The organism is Xenorhabdus yunnanensis, assembly GCF_028598805.1.
Classification (GTDB): Bacteria; Pseudomonadota; Gammaproteobacteria; order Enterobacterales; family Enterobacteriaceae; genus Xenorhabdus; species Xenorhabdus yunnanensis.
On sequence record NZ_JAQRFI010000002.1, the window covers coordinates 36,202 to 54,654 of the forward strand.

The 18,453-nt window shown below is 43.9% G+C and carries 14 protein-coding genes and 4 tRNA genes; 13 read left to right on the forward strand and 5 right to left on the reverse strand.

The window, feature by feature from the left end; all coding sequences use genetic code 11:
• Positions 1 to 312 precede the first annotated feature (312 nt).
• From thrP to PSI23_RS01025, 5 genes are all read left to right on the forward strand, one after another.
• Positions 313 to 1,686 (forward strand): bifunctional threonine/serine APC transporter ThrP, encoded by a 1,374-nt coding sequence (gene thrP, locus PSI23_RS01005; RefSeq protein WP_273553318.1) that lies wholly within the window; start codon positions 313 to 315, stop codon positions 1,684 to 1,686.
• A gap of 172 nt (positions 1,687 to 1,858) precedes the next feature.
• Positions 1,859 to 1,935, forward strand: a tRNA-Arg gene (locus tag PSI23_RS01010).
• A 106-nt stretch (positions 1,936 to 2,041) separates the two neighbouring features.
• Positions 2,042 to 2,117, forward strand: a tRNA-His gene (locus PSI23_RS01015).
• Positions 2,118 to 2,132: 15 nt separating this feature from the next.
• Positions 2,133 to 2,219: transfer RNA gene (locus PSI23_RS01020), tRNA-Leu, on the forward strand.
• Positions 2,220 to 2,251: 32 nt separating this feature from the next.
• Positions 2,252 to 2,328, forward strand: a tRNA-Pro gene (locus PSI23_RS01025).
• 776 nt (positions 2,329 to 3,104) lie between these two features.
• Here the strand turns inward: PSI23_RS01025 and hemY are convergent.
• Genes hemY through hemC form a run of 4 tightly spaced genes read right to left on the reverse strand, consistent with a single transcriptional unit; the run spans position 3,105 to position 7,247 of the window.
• A complete protein-coding gene (gene hemY / locus PSI23_RS01030; protein WP_273553319.1) occupies positions 3,105 to 4,310 on the reverse strand; it encodes a protoheme IX biogenesis protein HemY in 1,206 nt (401 codons plus the stop codon).
• Positions 4,311 to 4,312: 2 nt separating this feature from the next.
• Complete coding sequence (gene hemX / locus PSI23_RS01035; RefSeq protein WP_273553320.1) at positions 4,313 to 5,548, reverse strand: uroporphyrinogen-III C-methyltransferase; 1,236 nt, start codon at positions 5,546 to 5,548, stop codon at positions 4,313 to 4,315.
• A 20-nt stretch (positions 5,549 to 5,568) separates the two neighbouring features.
• On the reverse strand, positions 5,569 to 6,309 hold the full coding sequence (gene hemD / locus PSI23_RS01040) for a uroporphyrinogen-III synthase (protein ID WP_273553321.1): 741 nt from the start codon (positions 6,307 to 6,309) through the stop codon (positions 5,569 to 5,571).
• Entirely contained in the window at positions 6,306 to 7,247 is a 942-nt protein-coding gene (gene hemC, locus PSI23_RS01045; RefSeq protein WP_273553322.1) for a hydroxymethylbilane synthase, read from the reverse strand. Before hemC ends, hemD begins: the two co-directional genes overlap by 4 nt.
• Positions 7,248 to 7,961: 714 nt before the next feature.
• Between hemC and PSI23_RS01050 the strand changes: the two genes are divergently transcribed.
• A complete protein-coding gene (locus tag PSI23_RS01050; RefSeq protein WP_273553323.1) occupies positions 7,962 to 10,574 on the forward strand; it encodes a class I adenylate cyclase in 2,613 nt (870 codons plus the stop codon).
• A gap of 673 nt (positions 10,575 to 11,247) precedes the next feature.
• Here PSI23_RS01050 and cyaY read toward each other — a convergent pair.
• Complete coding sequence (gene cyaY / locus PSI23_RS01055; RefSeq protein WP_273553324.1) at positions 11,248 to 11,568, reverse strand: iron donor protein CyaY; 321 nt, start codon at positions 11,566 to 11,568, stop codon at positions 11,248 to 11,250.
• Positions 11,569 to 11,646: 78 nt separating this feature from the next.
• Between cyaY and lptM the strand changes: the two genes are divergently transcribed.
• From lptM to corA, 7 genes are all read left to right on the forward strand, one after another.
• Entirely contained in the window at positions 11,647 to 11,844 is a 198-nt protein-coding gene (gene lptM / locus PSI23_RS01060) for an LPS translocon maturation chaperone LptM (protein ID WP_273553445.1), read from the forward strand.
• 37 nt (positions 11,845 to 11,881) lie between these two features.
• Positions 11,882 to 12,706, forward strand: a complete 825-nt coding sequence (gene dapF, locus PSI23_RS01065; RefSeq protein WP_273553325.1) for a diaminopimelate epimerase — start codon at positions 11,882 to 11,884, stop codon at positions 12,704 to 12,706.
• Positions 12,707 to 12,755: 49 nt separating this feature from the next.
• Complete coding sequence (locus PSI23_RS01070) at positions 12,756 to 13,460, forward strand: DUF484 domain-containing protein (protein ID WP_273553326.1); 705 nt, start codon at positions 12,756 to 12,758, stop codon at positions 13,458 to 13,460.
• On the forward strand, positions 13,457 to 14,371 hold the full coding sequence (gene xerC, locus PSI23_RS01075; RefSeq protein WP_273553327.1) for a tyrosine recombinase XerC: 915 nt from the start codon (positions 13,457 to 13,459) through the stop codon (positions 14,369 to 14,371). Before PSI23_RS01070 ends, xerC begins: the two co-directional genes overlap by 4 nt.
• On the forward strand, positions 14,371 to 15,087 hold the full coding sequence (yigB, locus tag PSI23_RS01080; RefSeq protein WP_273553328.1) for a 5-amino-6-(5-phospho-D-ribitylamino)uracil phosphatase YigB: 717 nt from the start codon (positions 14,371 to 14,373) through the stop codon (positions 15,085 to 15,087). Before xerC ends, yigB begins: the two co-directional genes overlap by 1 nt.
• 151 nt (positions 15,088 to 15,238) lie before the next feature.
• Positions 15,239 to 17,404, forward strand: a complete 2,166-nt coding sequence (uvrD, locus tag PSI23_RS01085; RefSeq protein ID WP_273553329.1) for a DNA helicase II — start codon at positions 15,239 to 15,241, stop codon at positions 17,402 to 17,404.
• An 88-nt stretch (positions 17,405 to 17,492) separates the two neighbouring features.
• Positions 17,493 to 18,443: a magnesium/cobalt transporter CorA gene (gene corA / locus PSI23_RS01090; protein ID WP_273553330.1), complete on the forward strand. Its 951-nt coding sequence runs from the start codon at positions 17,493 to 17,495 to the stop codon at positions 18,441 to 18,443.
• Positions 18,444 to 18,453 lie beyond the last annotated feature (10 nt).

Below are 18,453 nucleotides of genomic sequence, written 5' to 3' on the forward strand. Positions count from 1 at the left end.
TAGATTGCTGGCAGTTTTTATTGTTTTTTTTGCTTGTCAATGGCTTTCTGTTTAGCTATCTGTTCTCAAATCTCATTTGGCGAAAATGTGAAATAACCATCTTGTTGTATGTTTAAAAAGTAGTCATGATGGGGTTGTTCTCTTCAACTGTGATGTTAAATAAAACAGACATCAACTCAATTTTATAATTTTTTATTTCACTGATTGGCAAAACGTGTTTTGATCCCAGCCTTTTTTACAACGATTGATTATCAATTCCTGTATTTTTTCTGTTTGTAAATATAGACATCATAAAAGTGGATAGGGAGTTTTATGAGTGATTCAAAACAGAGCCTGCAAAGGGGACTTGAGGCACGTCATATTGAGCTGATTGCGCTGGGTGGCACAATCGGCGTAGGGTTGTTCATGGGTTCAGCCAGCACTTTGAAATGGGCCGGTCCTTCTGTTTTACTGGCTTACATTATTGCTGGGCTTTTTGTCTTTTTCATCATGCGTTCCATGGGAGAAATGTTGTTTCTTGAACCTGTAACGGGTTCATTTGCTGCTTTTGGACATAAGTACCTAAGCCCGTATTGGGGATATCTAACAGCATGGGGTTACTGGTTCATGTGGGTTTCTGTGGGAATCTCAGAGATTACTGCCGTGGGCGTCTATGCTGAATTTTGGTTCCCTGAATTGCCTCAATGGATCCCGGCACTGGTCGCGGTTGGATTGGTTGCTTTGGCGAATTTGGCGGCGGTAAGGCTGTATGGTGAGTTGGAGTTTTGGTTTGCCATGATTAAAGTCACAACGATTATTGTGATGATTCTGATTGGTATCGGCTTGATTTTCTTCGGTTTGGGTAACGATTGGCAACCTATTGGTTTGGATAACCTGACCTCACATGGCGGCTTCTTTTCTGGTGGGTGGAAAGGCTTTTTATTTGCCCTCTGTATTGTTGTTGCTTCTTATCAAGGGGTAGAGCTGGTTGGCATTACAGCCGGTGAAGCGAAAAACCCACAAGTTACCCTCAAAAAAGCGATCAACAATATTTTGTGGCGTATTCTGATTTTTTATGTTGGTGCCATTTTTATTGTTGTGACGTTGTTCCCGTGGACAGAAATAGGATCACATGGCAGCCCGTTTGTGATGATTTTTGCTAAAGTCGGCATTGTTTCTGCGGCCGCGGTGATTAACTTTGTTGTACTGACTGCTGCGCTTTCAGGATGTAACAGTGGTATGTATAGCGGTGGCAGAATGCTGTATGCCTTGGCGCAGAACCGTCAATTGCCTGCTTCATTGCTGAAGCTGTCGAAAAATGGTGTGCCAGTAAGATGTATTGCAATTACCATTGGTTGTTTGATTGCGGGTTCCAGCCTGAATTATCTGATACCAAATCCGAAAGCAGTATTTGTTTACGTTTATAGTGCCAGTGTATTGCCCGGCATGGTGCCGTGGTTTGTGATTCTGGTCAGTCAGTTGAATTTCCGTAAGCATCACGAGGAAGCGCTGAAGCAGCATCGGTTTAAGTCGATCTTGTTCCCATATGTCAATTATCTGACATTGATTTTCCTCTGCTGTGTGTTGGTGGGGATGGCAATTAACCCAGACACACGCCTTTCACTGATAGTGGGGGGAGCATTTTTGCTGATCGTGTCATCAATTTATTGGTTGAATAAATTGTTTAGGCAAAAAAAATCAATCTAGTTTTATTGTCTTAAATTTAATCAATAAAACTGATTGTGGCAGTATTGCGGTGGAAATGTGCTGTCTTTATCAACTAAGTGAGCAAAGCATAATCAAACGCATCATTTCTTTTAAAAAAGCACTGGACAGTACGACATTAAATCCGTACTATCCTCCACCGCAACGGCGTTAAGCGCCCGTAGCTCAGCTGGATAGAGCGCTGCCCTCCGGAGGCAGAGGTCTCAGGTTCGAATCCTGTCGGGCGCGCCATTTAAAGCGTGCAAGAGCAGTGACAATGAGTTAACGTGGTCAATGGCATTGTTGTAAAATATCATTGTTGTAAAACATAGCAGTATGTAAAAAGATAGCTGTTATGGTGGCTATAGCTCAGTTGGTAGAGCCCTGGATTGTGATTCCAGTCGTCGCGAGTTCGAGTCTCGTTAGCCACCCCATCTTTTTTATGAAACGCGAGGGTGGCGGAATTGGTAGACGCGCTAGCTTCAGGTGTTAGTGTCCTTACGGACGTGGGGGTTCAAGTCCCCCCCTTCGCACCATAAAAGAGATTAAAGATATATAAGATATATTTCGGCGAGTAGCGCAGCTTGGTAGCGCAACTGGTTTGGGACCAGTGGGTCGGAGGTTCGAATCCTCTCTCGCCGACCAAATTCTGAGAAAACCCCGCAATAGCGGGGTTTTTTCTTTTTAGTTTCTTTCTAATTCCTTTCTACTTATCTTCTTATCTTCTTACTTTTTTCTTCTCTCTACTTTTCTTGCGGATAAAAAATTTCCTTTTTATTTCTTGTTGGTTTCTGTTTGGTTTTTTAACATAAAATCGAATGTTATCACCTTTGTTATAGTGTTAACTTTATGTTTTTAAATAAATTTTTATATTGATGTTGTATATCAACGACAAACCATATCCCTTAATGTCTCAAATGGGAGACATTTAACTAAATGATTTGTAATATATATTTGTTATGGGCTAAAAGAGCGTCTCAAATAAGAGACGGTATTTTTAACAATATTTGGTGAAAGTTAGACTATCTATTATGAAAAGTCAGTTAAACCTTAGGTAAGGGAAGTTTAATCTAATCAAAAAAGTTGGCATGCAAAATGCATTATTGAAATTGTAGATACTCATCCCACTCGTTATGACAGCGTATGGCTTCATAAATCCAGGGATGATGTAGAGCTGATTGTCAGTGCCTATGGTCCACGTTATAGATGAGTAAGCATCACTGTCTTTTCATCGCAAACCGGACACAACGTTGAGTGAGGCACTATCCGTCTGTAGACCTGATTGTATTTATACACCTGTCTTTTTTGATAGGTGTTTTTTTTGTCTATAGAAAAGTTGGTATTTTATATAATGCACCTCAGTTAACGATTCAATGGCATCATATATATCATCATTAACTGAGGTGTGAAGTCATGTGCTTTTATGCTTCGGTGGCATTATCACGCTTCAAGGTCAGCATAAAGCCTTTGCTACGGGTTTGGTTGGCTTCTTCACGTTTTTGCAATCTGTCCAATGCATCGGCAAGCCATGCATAATCATGGGCATCCGGTCGCTGCACAAGAGCGGCTTTAAATGCCGATTCAGCGTTCGCCCACTCGCCATGGCGCAAGGCAACCTGTCCCAGTGTACTATTGAGCAATGGAGTTGCACCATGTTGCTTTAATAGCTGAGAGAGCATTTTTTGTATGGCTTCATGATCACTTGTCTCAAGATGTGGAATTAATAGCAGGAAACGTTCGTCGTACTGCTGTTTTAATCCATTTAAAATGATTTGCTGGGCAGTCTCGTGATCATCACATTCAATCAAATGCTCGGTCATTGCGACTTGCAGCACAATATCATTGCGAATCTTGCGGCTTTGATCTTTCCACCATACTTTCAGCCCAGCGTTGCCTTTCTCTGCTATAACCTGATTCATTAACCCGATATAGGCTTGCTGACGCAATTTAAAGATTTCTTCTTCATCGTGCAGATTAACTTTCAGCATAGAAGGCAAGATATCAATCAGAGATTGATAATCACCTGAAAGAGAATAAGCCTGTTCAGCCAATCGTAACACTTCAGGGTGACGAGGAGCATGACCCAATAGTTTATCCACTCCATTGCGTGCGGCATAAATTTCACCTTGAGCTAATTGGATGCGGACGCGGGTAATATCAACGGGCAGTTGGTCTTTATCAGCAACTTCCGCTGCTTGTTCAATATATTGGTTAGTGTGGAAATAATCACCACGTCGCTGAGCGGCTTCGGCTGCCAGCAAATAATTCACGACAGGATATTCTGCATGGTTTGCGTTGCGGGTCATCAGACGCTCAACTTGCTTGAAATCTCCTTCAGCTAGCTTCAGCAACGCTTGTTTAGTCTGTGAACGCGCACGATTACGTTTGTATCCCCCAAAGATCCAGCTATGGGTGGATGTGCTGGTGCGCTTTAACCGACGATAACACCAACCGATGAAAATCAGCAGGAATTGCAGCAGAAGGAAGATGATCACCAGCCCGGTGATGCTGGTGGTGATATTGTTTTTATCCGTCTGGATCAAAACGTACCCTTGATGACCGGACATCAAGGGGCCGAGTACTATCCCGACAATAAGGACAATGAACAGCAATAATACTTTTAGCATGTTCAGATCTCCTCAGCGGATGTTTTTGCCTGATCGGCTATGTCTGTTGTCGCCGATAGTGATTGAGCTTCAGGCTGTGTTTCTGGTTGGACGCCAGTTTGAGATTGCTTGGAATTAGATGATTGATTTGAATTAGGTGACTGTACTGAATGCGGTAAATTGTAGATACGCTTACGTACTAGCTCTGCCAATATTGGCTGGCTACTTAACTGTTCAGGAACATCAATCGAAAGCGGTCTCTTTTGCAGTGAATCAACATTTTTTAAAAAGTTTTCTGCATCCGGATTAGAGGTATCAAAATAAGCCTTCACCCAAGATTTAACATCTGCTAATGCGCCCTGATAAATTTTAACCTGATGGCGCGGAACCGCCTGCGCAGCAATCAGCAGTTTTGAGCGAATGTTCTCGCGGAGGTAAACGCCCTGATTGGGTGCCAACAGCGGCTCTTTGCTGTTATCACGCGGGGTAATGGTAATGAAGTTATCCATAAAACTGTGCCAGCTATTGCTTAGGTTTTGACGCCAATCAGAGAGTGAAGCTGTGATTTCATGATTGCTTGCCTTCTCCGATCTGGCTTGTTCTACTTTATTGGCGAGGTGTAAGTTATCGACTTGGTTTGATAGCTGATTCAGCATCAGGATAATGCCATCTAAATCAATTTGTTTGATTTTGGTCAGAGAATCGATATCAGTCATGATAGCTTCACGGGCATAGCGCAGACTGGGATCATCCATTTCAGCGAGGTTCTGATCAGCATCTTTCAGCAAGGCGATGGCAGTGGTGATATCCTGTTCACTCCATACTTTGCGGCCAGCCATCTTAATGAGAGAGCTTGCCTGCGCCAGTCGCCAGTTTTCGATATCAGTATTTGAAAATGTTGAAATACGGTTTTGAAGATCAGATATGCGGCTATCTAGCAGTTGGCCTTGTGAGCTGGCTTGTTGTAAGGAAGCCTCTATATTTTGGAGTTTGGCATTAAGACTTTGTTTATCGGCAGATTGCTGTTGTGTCAGAGAGGCAACTTCTTGTTGAAGAGCGAGATTTTTAGCCCTTAATTCCGTGTTTTGCTGTTGACCATGATAATAAATATAAAGACCACCAACACCTATCGCCAGCGAAATGGCAATTGAGAGCGTATTGCCCACCCATCCATAACTCTTGGGTTTGTGGGAAGGCGTTGCAGGCTGCTGAGAGTGTTTCGTCTCAACAGTATCAGTGGATTGCTTTTGTTCCGTCATAATGGACATCCCATATTAATTTATTCCAGCGCCTGGATTAAGGCGTCATTATCTGCACTCTTAGCTACTTTTATTGTTTGCCAGCCCAATGTCTGGGCGATATTAGCAAGGCGCTCGCTGACCACAATCAGGTCGCAACCCAATAACCATGCTTTTCCATCGCTATCAGTTACTAAGTTATATAACAGTTGCAGCATTTCGCCACTTGTTACAACGATGGTTTTTATATCACATTGTTGCCAGTGACGGCTGAAATCTGCTGCATCATAATTGACTGGCTGGCGTGAATAACATTCACAATAATCTACTTCACCTCTCCGAATCCTTAATGTCGAGGCAATGACTTCGCGGCCACCGTTGCCTCGGAGCAATAAAATCTTTTTATTGCTCATTTTCTGTAACGTGGGGAGTTGCAGTAGATCTTCACTGGTTTCACCTTGCTCAGAGCAGAGAATTTCCAGCCCCGTGTATTGGTGAAACATTAGGGAAGTTGACTTACCGATACCATAATAAGATAGCTGATCAGGCCATAACTGGCCTTCTTGAATAAGCTGCTTATTCGCATAATGGACGGCATTTTTTGATAATAGAAAAACCAGATCTCCCGCAGATAGCCGTTGCAGTTTTTGTGACAGTAATGGCAAATCTGCCCCCGGATGAATTTCGATGAGGGGGGCGCTGAAGGCTGATTTACCAATAGCTCGCAGCCGCTTGACCAATTCCTCTCCTGCGGGGGCAGGGCGGGTGATCAAAATGCTCATTCCGGCGAATTCCTCTGGTATACGCTAGCCAGAATTTGGCGTGCGCCTTTCTCCAATAATTCTTCCGCCAATTCAATACCAGCTTGGTGGGCCTTTTTTGGTGATACCACTCTTTCACCACGCACGATCACCGTGCCATCAGGAGCACCAACCAGTGCGCGTAGCCAAATGTTGTCTTCCTGCCAGATGGCATAACTGCCAATCGGTACCTGACAGCCTCCTTCAAGACGGGTATTCATGGCTCGTTCAGCGAGAACGCAGACTTCTGTTCTTGCATGGTTCAAGGGGGACAGCAGCTCACGGGTTTGATAATCGTCAAGCCGACACTCAATACCTACCGCTCCTTGACCGACGGCTGGCAGCAATAATTCCGGTTCTAATGGCATACGGATGCGTTCTTCCAGCCCGAGCCGTTTCAGACCAGCAGTTGCAAGAATAATGGCATCATAATCGCCATTATCGAGCTTGCTCAGACGGGTACCGACATTACCGCGCAAGTCACGAACCATAAGATCGGGATATAGCTGACGGATTTGGCATTGGCGGCGTAAACTGGATGTACCAACAACACTGCCAGCGGGTAGGTCATCAAGCGAGGCGTATTCTACTGAAACAAAAGCGTCCCGTGGATCATCCCGTTCGCAGATTGTGACCAACCCCAAACCATCAGGAAATTCGATGGGAACATCTTTCATGGAGTGGACGGCAATATCAGCTCGCTTTTCCAGCAGAGCCAGCTCCAATTCCTTTACAAATAGCCCCTTGCCTCCCACTTTTGCCAATGGCGTATCGAGGATAATATCGCCGCGTGTAACCATTGGAACCAGATCTACTTGCAGGTCTGGATGAAAGTGTTTCAGTTGTTTTTGAACATATTGCGCTTGCCACATAGCCAACGGGCTTTGGCGGGTAGCGATGCGAATGATTTTCATTGTCATGGATAAGTATATTGGATAGTCGTATTAACTAATGGTTTTTAACCCTTTCCCTTTCAATTTGTTGCTTTATTGATTGCTAGGCAACTTGAAGTTGATTGGGAGTGATAGCTTTTAGCTACTGGTTAGTCACCAATTAGCGAGAAATGGTGTCAGTTTTAACATTTCAATGATTTTTTTTCCAGTTACGAAAAAGCCAGAAAAAATAGAAATAGTATATGGATATACAGTTTATAAGATAAAAATAATTTTTAAATATTAAAATAATATTTTATTTGAATGGAGAAAATAAACAAATAGATTGATTTAAAAGCAAATTGACATTTATGTTTAGACTACTGATAAAAAATAGTGAAAATATTTAACAATAATAAAATATTACTAGATTGAAATAATTATGGAAGGCTGATGTGCTTTCGATTCTTTACATCTACGATATGAAAAATAATCAACTACAATAGTTATTCTTAAAAAACATATTATTATGTCTATTTCGTGATTAATTTAATATTTTACAAAGAGTTAAACATGCTTTTGCTATTGCAGGGTAAGGAAAAAGATGTTAATGCGTACTTTACGCTTTGACTGCAAGGTGTTAGATTGATCACGTTTCCGACAATAAGTTTGTAAAAATTATTTTAAATAATCTTGTAATACCACGCATGATCGGAAACAGGGGACTACTTTAGGCACTGGAACTGATATCAGGCGAAACTCTTGTATCTCTATATTGAAACGCTGAAGCAGCGACTGGATGCAATTAACCAACTTAGATTAGAACGCGCCACCAGCTTAATGGGGGATGCTTTCAAGCAAGTTTATAGTTTAATTCCAGTATTATTACATCATCATCATCCAATGATGCCGGGCTATATCAAAAATGGTATTCCTCATGGCGTTTGTTTTTTTATGCCTGATGAATCACAACAGTTTTGGATTAATGCACTGGACAATCAGCTTATTGATGTCTTGCCAGATGTACCTTCACATACGCCCAATGGTGAATTGCCGATTACGGGGATTTACTCCATGGGTAGTACCTCTTCTATAGGGCAAAGTTGTTCTTCTGACGTAGATGTCTGGGTTTGTCATCAATCTTGGTTGGATAGCGATGAGAAAGCCTTGCTGGAACAAAAATGCGCCTTGATAGAAGAGTGGGCATCCTCGCTGGGAATTGAGGTTACTTTTTTTCTGATTGATGAAAACCGTTTTCGACATAATGCCTGCGGTAGTTTGAATGGTGAAGACTGCGGTTCTACCCAACATATCCTTCTGCTTGATGAGTTTTATCGCACAGCGGTCTGCATGGCGGGTAAACGCTTGCTATGGGCAATGGTTCCGGTGGAAGAGGAAGCGCATTATGATGAATATGTCCTTTCTCTCTATGCCCAAGGTGTATTGACGCCAAATGAATGGTTGGATTTAGGCGGCTTGGGCGAATTGTCCGCAGAAGAATATTTTGGGGCGAGTCTCTGGCAGCTTTACAAGAGCGTGGACTCCCCTTATAAGGCAGTATTGAAAAGCCTGCTGTTGGAAGCTTATTCATGGGAATATCCCAATGGAAAACTTCTGGCGATGGAAATGAAGCAATATTTTCATGACGGCTCGATTGTTTCCTTTGGCCTCGATGCCTATAGCATGATGCTGGAGCGTGTAACTCGTTATCTTACTGCCACGAACGATCTTACGCGCCTTGATTTGGCGCGTCGTTGTTTTTACCTGAAGGTGTGCGAAAAATTACTGGAAAGCCAAGATGACAAAGGCTGTACAGGATGGCGTCGTCAGGTTATATCCCAGTTGGTGCGTGAATGGGGCTGGGATGACAATAAACTGGCTATACTGGATAATCGTAACTCATGGAAAATTGAGCAGGTGCGTGATGCCCATAATGAATTGCTTGATACCATGATGCTGAGTTATCGCAACCTAATCCGCTTTGCCCGCCGTAATAATTTAAGTGTGAGTGCCAGTCCGCAAGATATTGGTGTATTGACCCGTAAATTGTATGCGGCTTTTGAAGCATTGCCCGGTAAAGTGACTCTGGTGAATCCTCAGATATCACCTGATCTGTCAGAAAAGGATCTGACTTTCATTTATGTTCCTCCGGGGCGGGTAAACCGCAGTGGCTGGTATCTTTACAACCATGCTCCAACGATCGACTCAATCGTTGGTCACCAACCGTTGGAATATAATCGTTATCTGAATAAATTAGTTTCCTGGACTTATTTTAATGGCTTGCTGACCAAAGAAACCCGGCTTCATATGCATCACGGGAGATCTCAGTGTGACAGGCAGAAATTGTGTGATTTGATGGATGACATTGCGACTCATTTCCCAATCCGCTTATCTGCACCCACACCAAAAGCGTTATACAGCCCTTGTGAAATCCGTCACTTGGCGATCATTGTTAATTTAGAGCAAGATCCAACAACTGCATTTTCCAATCAAGTTGTGCATTTTGATTTAAGAAACCTGAATGTTTTCAGCTTTGGTGAGTCGCAGCAATGTCTGGTAGGTAGCATCGATTTGCTTTATCGCAATTCATGGAATGAAGTGAGAACCTTGCATTTCAGTGGTGAACAATCGGTACTGGAAGCATTGAAGACCATATTGGGTAAAATGCATCAAGATGCAGCGCCGCCATCTGACGTTGAAGTATTTTGTTATAGCGAACATTTGCGTGGGTTGATTTGTACACGTATCCAGCAATTAGTTTCGGAATGTATAGAGTTGCGCCTGTCCAGCAACCGACAAGATCCAAATCGTTTCAAAGCATTACGAATTTCAGGACAAACATGGGGGCTATTCTTCGAACGGCTAAACGTTTCGGTGCAAAAATTGGAAAATGCAGTGGAATTCTATGGTGCGATTTCCAATACCAAATTGCATGGTCTGCCTGTCAAAATTGATACCAAAGAAAAGCACTTACCGCCTGTAATAGACGGCTTTGCCTGTGAGGGAATGATTCAGTTTTTTTTCGAGGATATCGAAGAGGAGCAAGGATTCAATATTTATATTCTTGATGAATCAAATCGGGTGGAAATTTATTCCCACTGTGAAGGTAGCAAAGAAGAATTAGTGCGAGATATCAGCCGTTTTTATTCCTCATCGCATGATCGTTTTACTTATGGCTCCAGTTTTATCAACTTCAATCTACCGCAGTTCTATCAAATCGTTAAGAAAGGTGAGCGCACCCATGTCACTCCATTTATAGATGGTGTGTTCCCATTGGATGATCTAGAAACGAATGATGTCAGGCTCGATGTTGATGGGCAATTTAATGAAACATGCGGGGCGCATGCGTCTTATCGCTCGCTGTATCATTATTGATAAAAGTGATTCTATCCATCAAGTTAACCTGAGCGCTTATTTTATTAGGCTCTCAGGCCACGAAGGCTGTAATTCAACACAATTAATTGAAAATAATTGATAATTGTGTTGCAAGTCACCATTTTGATTACTAACTAGCAATTGCCATTTATTAATGGTCTATTATTTCAATGGGTTATAAAGAATTCAGCAGTCTGTTACCAATGGTATCAATAAAAACTCCATTTTATGGAGGTTCAAAATTAATTAAATTTATTTTAGAATTAAAAAGAAAAACTTTTCAACAAAGGATTGGTAAATGATATTCCTCTTATTAAGGCTAATTGACATTATTGTTTTTTTTCCATTATTTGCGATTGTTAGTTATTTTTTTATCTTAGACAAAAACCTGAAAAAAACTCTAATATTATCGTTATTGGCTTCTATTATTTTCTTTTTAGTTCATGTCTTTTTTCCAACACTACTTATCTATTCATTAAATTTTTTTGGTATTAGATGAATTAGACGGTATATACAATGCACGACCGCTAGGTAGGGTGTCCATTTTTTTATCAATCAGTAGATTTGTTTTATTTTCCCCTCTTTAGCTATTATTTCCAGCACTTTCAGCGCCTATTTTATTAGGCGCTTGTTTCTACTGGGTAATTGTTTTTATAAAGTGTGTGAAAGATAATCACGAAAATTGGAATGGCTCACCGCTCTGTTCAGTAATGGCTTGTGCCAGCATGGAGAGAAAATCATTACCACTACGGTCACAAATCCACTGGCTATCCCGATAATCAAAATGGTAACCACCACTTTTGGTTGCCAGCCATATCTGATGGAAAGGCTCTTGGCGGTTGATAATGATTTTGCTGCCGTTTTCAAAACTCAGCGTCATCACCCCACCATTTGTTTCATAGTCAATATCCGAATCCCCATCGTAATTATCCAGTTGCTCTTCAAGATGAAGCATCAATTGATCGGCCAATTGATGAAATTCGCTATCGTTCATGTTTATTTCCTATTTGCTTTTCAGGGCCTAGCTGCGATTATAGAGAGTATTGGCGCATGAATCACAGGCATTAATATGATGAAAAAACAACTCCATTGGTCACTGGCTATCATAACATTACTTTCTCTGGCAGGTTGTGGCTTGAAAGGACCTCTCTATTTTCCCCCTGTGGAAACATCTGCGACACAGGCAACTATGCACAAAGCGGATAAGGCGCAGCCAGAAAAATTGTCAAAAAACAGTTTATTAAAAGACAATATATCAATGGATGCATGATAGTGATTCGGTAATATGATTTCTCTTGGAGTCGTATATGCAGTTCTCCAAAATGCATGGTCTTGGCAATGACTTTATGGTCGTTGATGCAGTGACCCAAAATGTTTATTTTTCTCCAGAGTTAATTTGTCGTCTGGCTAACCGGAATACTGGGGTGGGTTTTGATCAACTCTTGATTGTTGAAGCGCCCTATGATCCTGACTTAGACTTTCACTACCGCATTTTTAATGCTGATGGCAGTGAAGTTTCTCAGTGTGGCAATGGAGCGCGTTGCTTTGCCCGTTTTGTCCGTCTTAAGGGGCTGACTAATAAACGTGATATCAAGGTCAGTACGCAGGCAGGTCGGATGGTATTGAGCATCACAAATGATGATCAAGTCTGTGTGAACATGGGAGAGCCGGACTTTGATCCGCAGCGAGTTCCCTTTCGTGCCAATAAGGCTGAGAAAACCTACATTATCCGTGCCATCGAACGCACGGTGCTTTGTGGTGTTGTGTCGATGGGGAACCCTCACTGTATCATACAGGTTGAAGATGTAGACACTGCCGAAGTGGAAGTATTGGGACCAGTGCTGGAAAGCCATGAACGTTTTCCTGAACGGGCCAATATTGGTTTCATGCAAGTAATCAATCGGGGACATATTCGATTGCGTGTCTTTGAGCGTGGTGCAGGTGAGACACAGGCCTGTGGCAGTGGTGCATGTGCCGCAGTAGCCGTTGGTATTCAGCAGAATCTGCTGGATAATCGGGTTCGGGTTGATCTTCCGGGGGGAACACTGCAAATTCGCTGGGATGGATCGAGCAAACCCCTTTTTATGACTGGGCCTGCAAGCCACATTTATGATGGTACGATTCATTTGTGATGGATTCTGTGTTTACTTAATCACTCTTGAAAATATGGGGCATTGGAAAATGGATGAAAAAAACGATCCATTGCACATCGAAAACAGATTGAATGACCAAGCGGTAGTGGATTATTTGTTGAATAATCCAGATTTTTTTATCCGTAATGCCAATATGGTCGATAAGATCAGGGTTCCCCATCCGGTGCGGGAGTGTGTCTCCTTGATGGAATGGCATATGAACCGCCAGAGGAATCGCATCTGTTATTTGGAAGACGATCTGAACCATTTGGTTGAGCAGGCGAAACAGAATGAAGTGCTGTTCAGCAGCTTATTGCAATTGCTGTCAGATCTCTCTGGTGCCAAGAGCTTGCAGGACTTTCTTTCCTGCCTGAGGGCATGGTCAAAAACACTTGGATTGAGTAACAGTTATATCCGGTTGTTCAGTGATAAATGGCATCTTGGTGCACCACTGAATTCACCGGAGCTGGCTATTTCCCGTTATGCCTTTGAATCCGTCCGCATTAAGCGATTTGGTGAAAAGAATCATTATCTTGGTCGATTGCACGGCCCAGAGATTTTATTATTGATGCCACAGGCACGCCATGTTGGCTCAGTGGCGATTTCCCTTTTAGGATCGCAAGGGGATTTGGGCATGGTGATTTTCAATAGCCATAATAAGCAGCATTATCACGAAGACATGGGAACTGACATTCTCGGTCAGTTAGCGAAGCTGTTGCCGTGCTTATTGTCCCGTTGGATTGAACGCGCATGACTCAGCCGATTGATTTACTGCTAGCGCCCGTGGAAGACTTTTTACACTATTTGCGGGTTGAGCGGCGTTTAAGCCCCGTCACGATCACGAACTATCGACGCCATTTGGCGGTGTTGGCGAAAATGTCACTGGAGATGGAAATACGTGAGTGGCAGGAGTTAGATCCCGCGAAAGTCAGAATGTTTGCCTCCCGGAGTCGTCGCGCTGGGTTGCAGTCCGCCAGCCTTGCCCTGCGCCTTTCTTCTTTGCGTAGCTTTCTTGACTGGATGGTGATGCAAAATAAATTGGATGCCAATCCGGCTAAAACAGTCAGTACTCCCCGTAAAAAACGCCATTTACCTAAAAATATGGATGTGGACGAAGTTAGCCAGCTGCTCAATATTAATTTGAATGACCCTTTGTCAGTGCGCGATAGAACCATGCTGGAAGTCATGTACGGAGCGGGTTTGCGTTTGTCTGAGTTGGTGGGCCTTGATTGTCGCCACTTGGATTTGGAGGGTGGGGAAGTTTGGGTACATGGTAAGGGCAGTAAAGAGCGCAAGGTACCGTTCGGTCGCATGGCTCAGGAATGGCTCCGGCGTTGGCTGGAAATGCGGGAATTATTTGAGCCGGAAAATGATGCGGTTTTCATTTCCACCAAGAGCGGGAAACGTATCTCTACCCGTAACGTACAGAAACGATTTGAACGATGGGGGATTCGGCAAGGTGTTAGTAGCCACATCAACCCCCATAAATTGCGTCACTCTTTTGCCACACATATTCTTGAGTCCAGCGGTGATTTGCGTGCAGTGCAGGAATTACTTGGTCATGCGAATCTGTCGACGACCCAGATCTATACCCATTTGGATTTTCAACACTTGACCAAAGTCTATGATGTGGCCCACCCCAGAGCCAAACGAGGGAAATCATAATGCGTTTTTATCGGCCTCTCGCGCCGTTTGCTGCGATGACATTCGATCTGGATGATACGCTTTACGATAATTATCCTGTAATCGATAGAACCGAAAAAGAAGTATTGTGTTTCATCAGGCAGTACGATGCCAGATTCGATCACTTTGGGCATGAAGATCTGCACTTATACCGTCAGACCGTCCTTGAACGGGAGCCGGATATTTACCATGATGTCACATCATGGCGCCGACAGTCCGCAGAACTCATGTTTACCCACCATGGTTTCAATCATGAAGAGACAGTACGTGGCACGGATGAACTTATGTCTTGCTTTACGTACTGGCGTAACCAAATCGCAGTTCCAGAATCTACCCATAAGGCTTTAACCATATTGGCAGAAAAAATGCCGTTGGTGGCAATTACTAATGGAAACGCTGAACCTGCCGCATGTGGGCTTGCTCCTTATTTTGAGTTTGTCTTGAAAGCTGGCGCTGATGGGCGTTCCAAGCCTTGGCCTGATATGTACCACTTGGCGGCTGAGCGCTTGAATCTGCCCATAAATCAGATCATGCATGTGGGGGATAACCTGAATACGGATGTAGAAGGGGCTCTTTGCAGTGGTATGCAGGCTTGTTGGCTCAACATCGAAAATAAAGACTTGATGCAGGAACCTAAAGGACGTCTGGTGCCACATGTTGAGATTTCTGATTTGGCTTCTTTGATAGCACTGATATAATTTCAGCTTGCAATCTGTATAAAAAAACAGCCTTGCTTGTTTTTTATCCGACAGAATAGGGTTGTTGTAACGCTGGATTATTACAAGAACCAGTTATTACAAAACCCAATGATGACTAAAAATAAGTCATTGCTAACAACTGATGGTAATTATGGACGTTTCTTATCTGCTCGAAAGTCTCAATGATAAACAACGCGAAGCGGTCGCAGCATCCCGCAGTAACATGCTGGTGCTGGCTGGTGCTGGCAGTGGTAAAACGCGCGTGCTGGTTCACCGGATCGCTTGGTTACTGTCAGTTGAAAATGCCTCTCCGTTTTCTATCATGGCGGTCACGTTTACCAATAAAGCTGCTGCTGAGATGCGGCACCGAATTGAAAACCTGATTGGCACCAGTCAGGGCGGAATGTGGATCGGTACGTTCCACAGCCTTGCCCACCGCTTGTTGCGTGCCCATCACCTTGATGCCAATTTACCGCAGGATTTTCAGATCCTTGATAGCGAAGATCAGCACCGTCTCATCAAACGCATCGTCAAGGCGATGAATCTAGATGACAAACAATGGCCGGCCCGTCAGGGAATGTGGTACATCAATGGCAAAAAAGATGAAGGTTTGCGTCCACAGCACATTGAAAGTTATGGCAATCCGGTCGAAGCGACGTGGCTGAAAATCTATCAGGCCTATCAGGAGGCGTGTGACCGAGCCGGGTTGGTGGATTTTGCCGAATTGTTGCTACGTGCCCATGAACTTTGGCTGAACAAACCACAGATCCTGCAACATTATCGTGAACGCTTCACTAATATTCTGGTGGATGAATTTCAGGATACTAACAGCATTCAATACGCTTGGATCCGTCTTCTGGCTGGCGAGAGTGGTAAAGTTATAATTGTCGGGGATGATGATCAGTCCATTTATGGCTGGCGTGGCGCTCAGGTAGAAAATATTCAGCGTTTTCTCAAGGATTTTCCGGGAGCGGAGACGATCCGTCTGGAACAGAATTATCGTTCGACCAGTAATATCCTCAAGGCTGCAAATGCCCTGATTGCCCATAACAGTGATCGTTTGGGCAAAAATTTGTGGACAGAAGGGAGTGAAGGAGAGCCGATTTCACTTTACTGCGCCTTCAATGAACTGGATGAGTCTCGTTATGTTGTCGGTCGTATCAAGCATTGGCTGGATAATGGCGGCGCACTGAAAGAGTGTGCGATCCTGTATCGAAGCAATGCCCAATCTCGGGTTTTGGAAGAAGCCTTGTTGCAGGTTTCCATGCCTTACCGCATTTATGGTGGTCAGCGTTTCTTCGAACGTCAGGAAATCAAAGATGCCTTGTCCTACCTTCGCTTGGTGACAAACCGTCACGATGATGCTGCCTTTGAACGCGTGGTGAATACACCAACACGCGGTATTGGTGGCAGAACACTTGATGTTGTGCGCCAAATGGCGCGTGATCAGCAAAAAACCTTGTGGGAAAGTAGCCTGTTATTAATACAGGAAAAAGTGCTGGCTGGCCGTGCGGCATCCGCATTGCAGCGCTTCATTGAATTGATTGAAGCGTTGGAAACGGAAACGCAGGAAATGCCATTGCATGTACAGACCGATCGCATTATCCGTGATTCTGGCCTATGGGCGATGTATCAACAGGAAAAAGGCGAAAAGGCACAGGCGCGTATCGAAAACCTTGAAGAATTAGTCACAGCAACCCGCCAATTCAGCTATCAGGATGAAGACGAAAACCTGTTGCCGTTGCAAGCTTTTCTTTCCCATGCTGCGCTTGAATCAGGAGAAGGTCAGGCGGATGCCTATCAGGATGCCGTGCAATTAATGACACTGCATTCAGCGAAAGGTCTGGAATTCCCGCAAGTCTTTATCGTGGGCATGGAAGAGGGCATGTTTCCGAGTCAGATGTCCATTGACGAAAGTGGTCGGTTGGAAGAAGAGCGGCGCTTGGCCTATGTTGGAGTTACCAGGGCGATGGAAAAACTGACGCTGACTTATACGGAAAGTCGTCGTTTATATGGCAAGGAAGTGAATCACCGTCCATCTCGTTTTATTGGGGAACTACCGCCGGAATGCGTGGCAGAAGTTCGTCTGAGAGCAACGGTATCCCGTCCGGTCAGCCACAAACGGCTGGGTACGCCTATCAGCGCCAGCGATAGTGGTTACGCACTTGGACAGCGTGTACGCCATCCCAAATTTGGTGAAGGGACGATTATCAATATAGAAGGCAGTGGGGAGCATTGCCGTTTGCAAATTGCGTTTCAAGATGAAGGAGTTAAGTGGCTGGTGGCCGCTTATGCCAGACTCGAAACGGGCCAATAATCCGGTCGAATGTTGACAGGCTTTTTCTTCTAGGCGTAACATTCGCGCCTTACGATAAACGTAGGGAGTATAAGGAGACTTATGGTACATGCTGAACGCATTTAAATTAGAGAATAATCGCCTGCTCCGTCTTGAACTTGAAGAAGGTGATAAGTTATCTGACTCCATGTGGGTAGATTTAGTTGGTCTGGGGGATAATGATCGTCTCCGTGTCCAGAATGAGCTGGGACAAGTCTTGGCGACCCGCACTGAATTGGATGACATTGAGGCATCAGCACGTTTTTTTGAAGATGAAGATGGTATGCATGTCCACTCATTCTTCTATTTTGAAGATGCCGAAGACCATGCTGGCAACTCGACAGTTGCATTTACCATCCGTGACAGTCGTCTCTACACATTGCGAGAGCGTGAACTCCCTGCATTTCGATTATATCGAATGCGCGCCCGCAACCAGACGATGGTTGACGGGAATGCCTATGAACTGCTGCTGGACTTGTTCGAAACTAAAATCGAACAATTGGCTGATGTTATTGAAAACATTTATAGCGTGCTGGAATCCTTGAGCCGGGTCATTATGAAAGGCAAGCAGGGTGATGAGTTTGATTCTGCTTTGTCTAACCTTGCTGAGCAGGAAGACATTGGCTGGAAAGTCCGCTTGTGTTTGATGGATAGCCAACGTGCCTTGAACTTCCTTGTGCGCCGTGCCCGCTTGCCTGCCAACCAATTGGAACAGGCCCGTGAAATCCTGCGGGATATTGAATCCTTGCTGCCGCACAATGAATCCCTGTTCCAGAAAGTGAACTTCTTGATGCAGGCGGCGATGGGCTTTATCAACATTGAACAAAGCCGTATTATCAAAATCTTCTCCGTTGTTTCTGTGGTATTTCTGCCACCGACGTTGGTAGCGTCCAGCTATGGTATGAATTTCAAATTTATGCCGGAATTGGATTGGACATTCGGCTATCCTGCGGCCATTGGATTGATGATAGCAGCGGGTTTGGCACCTTATCTTTACTTCAAGCGGAAAAACTGGCTGTAGTCATTTCATC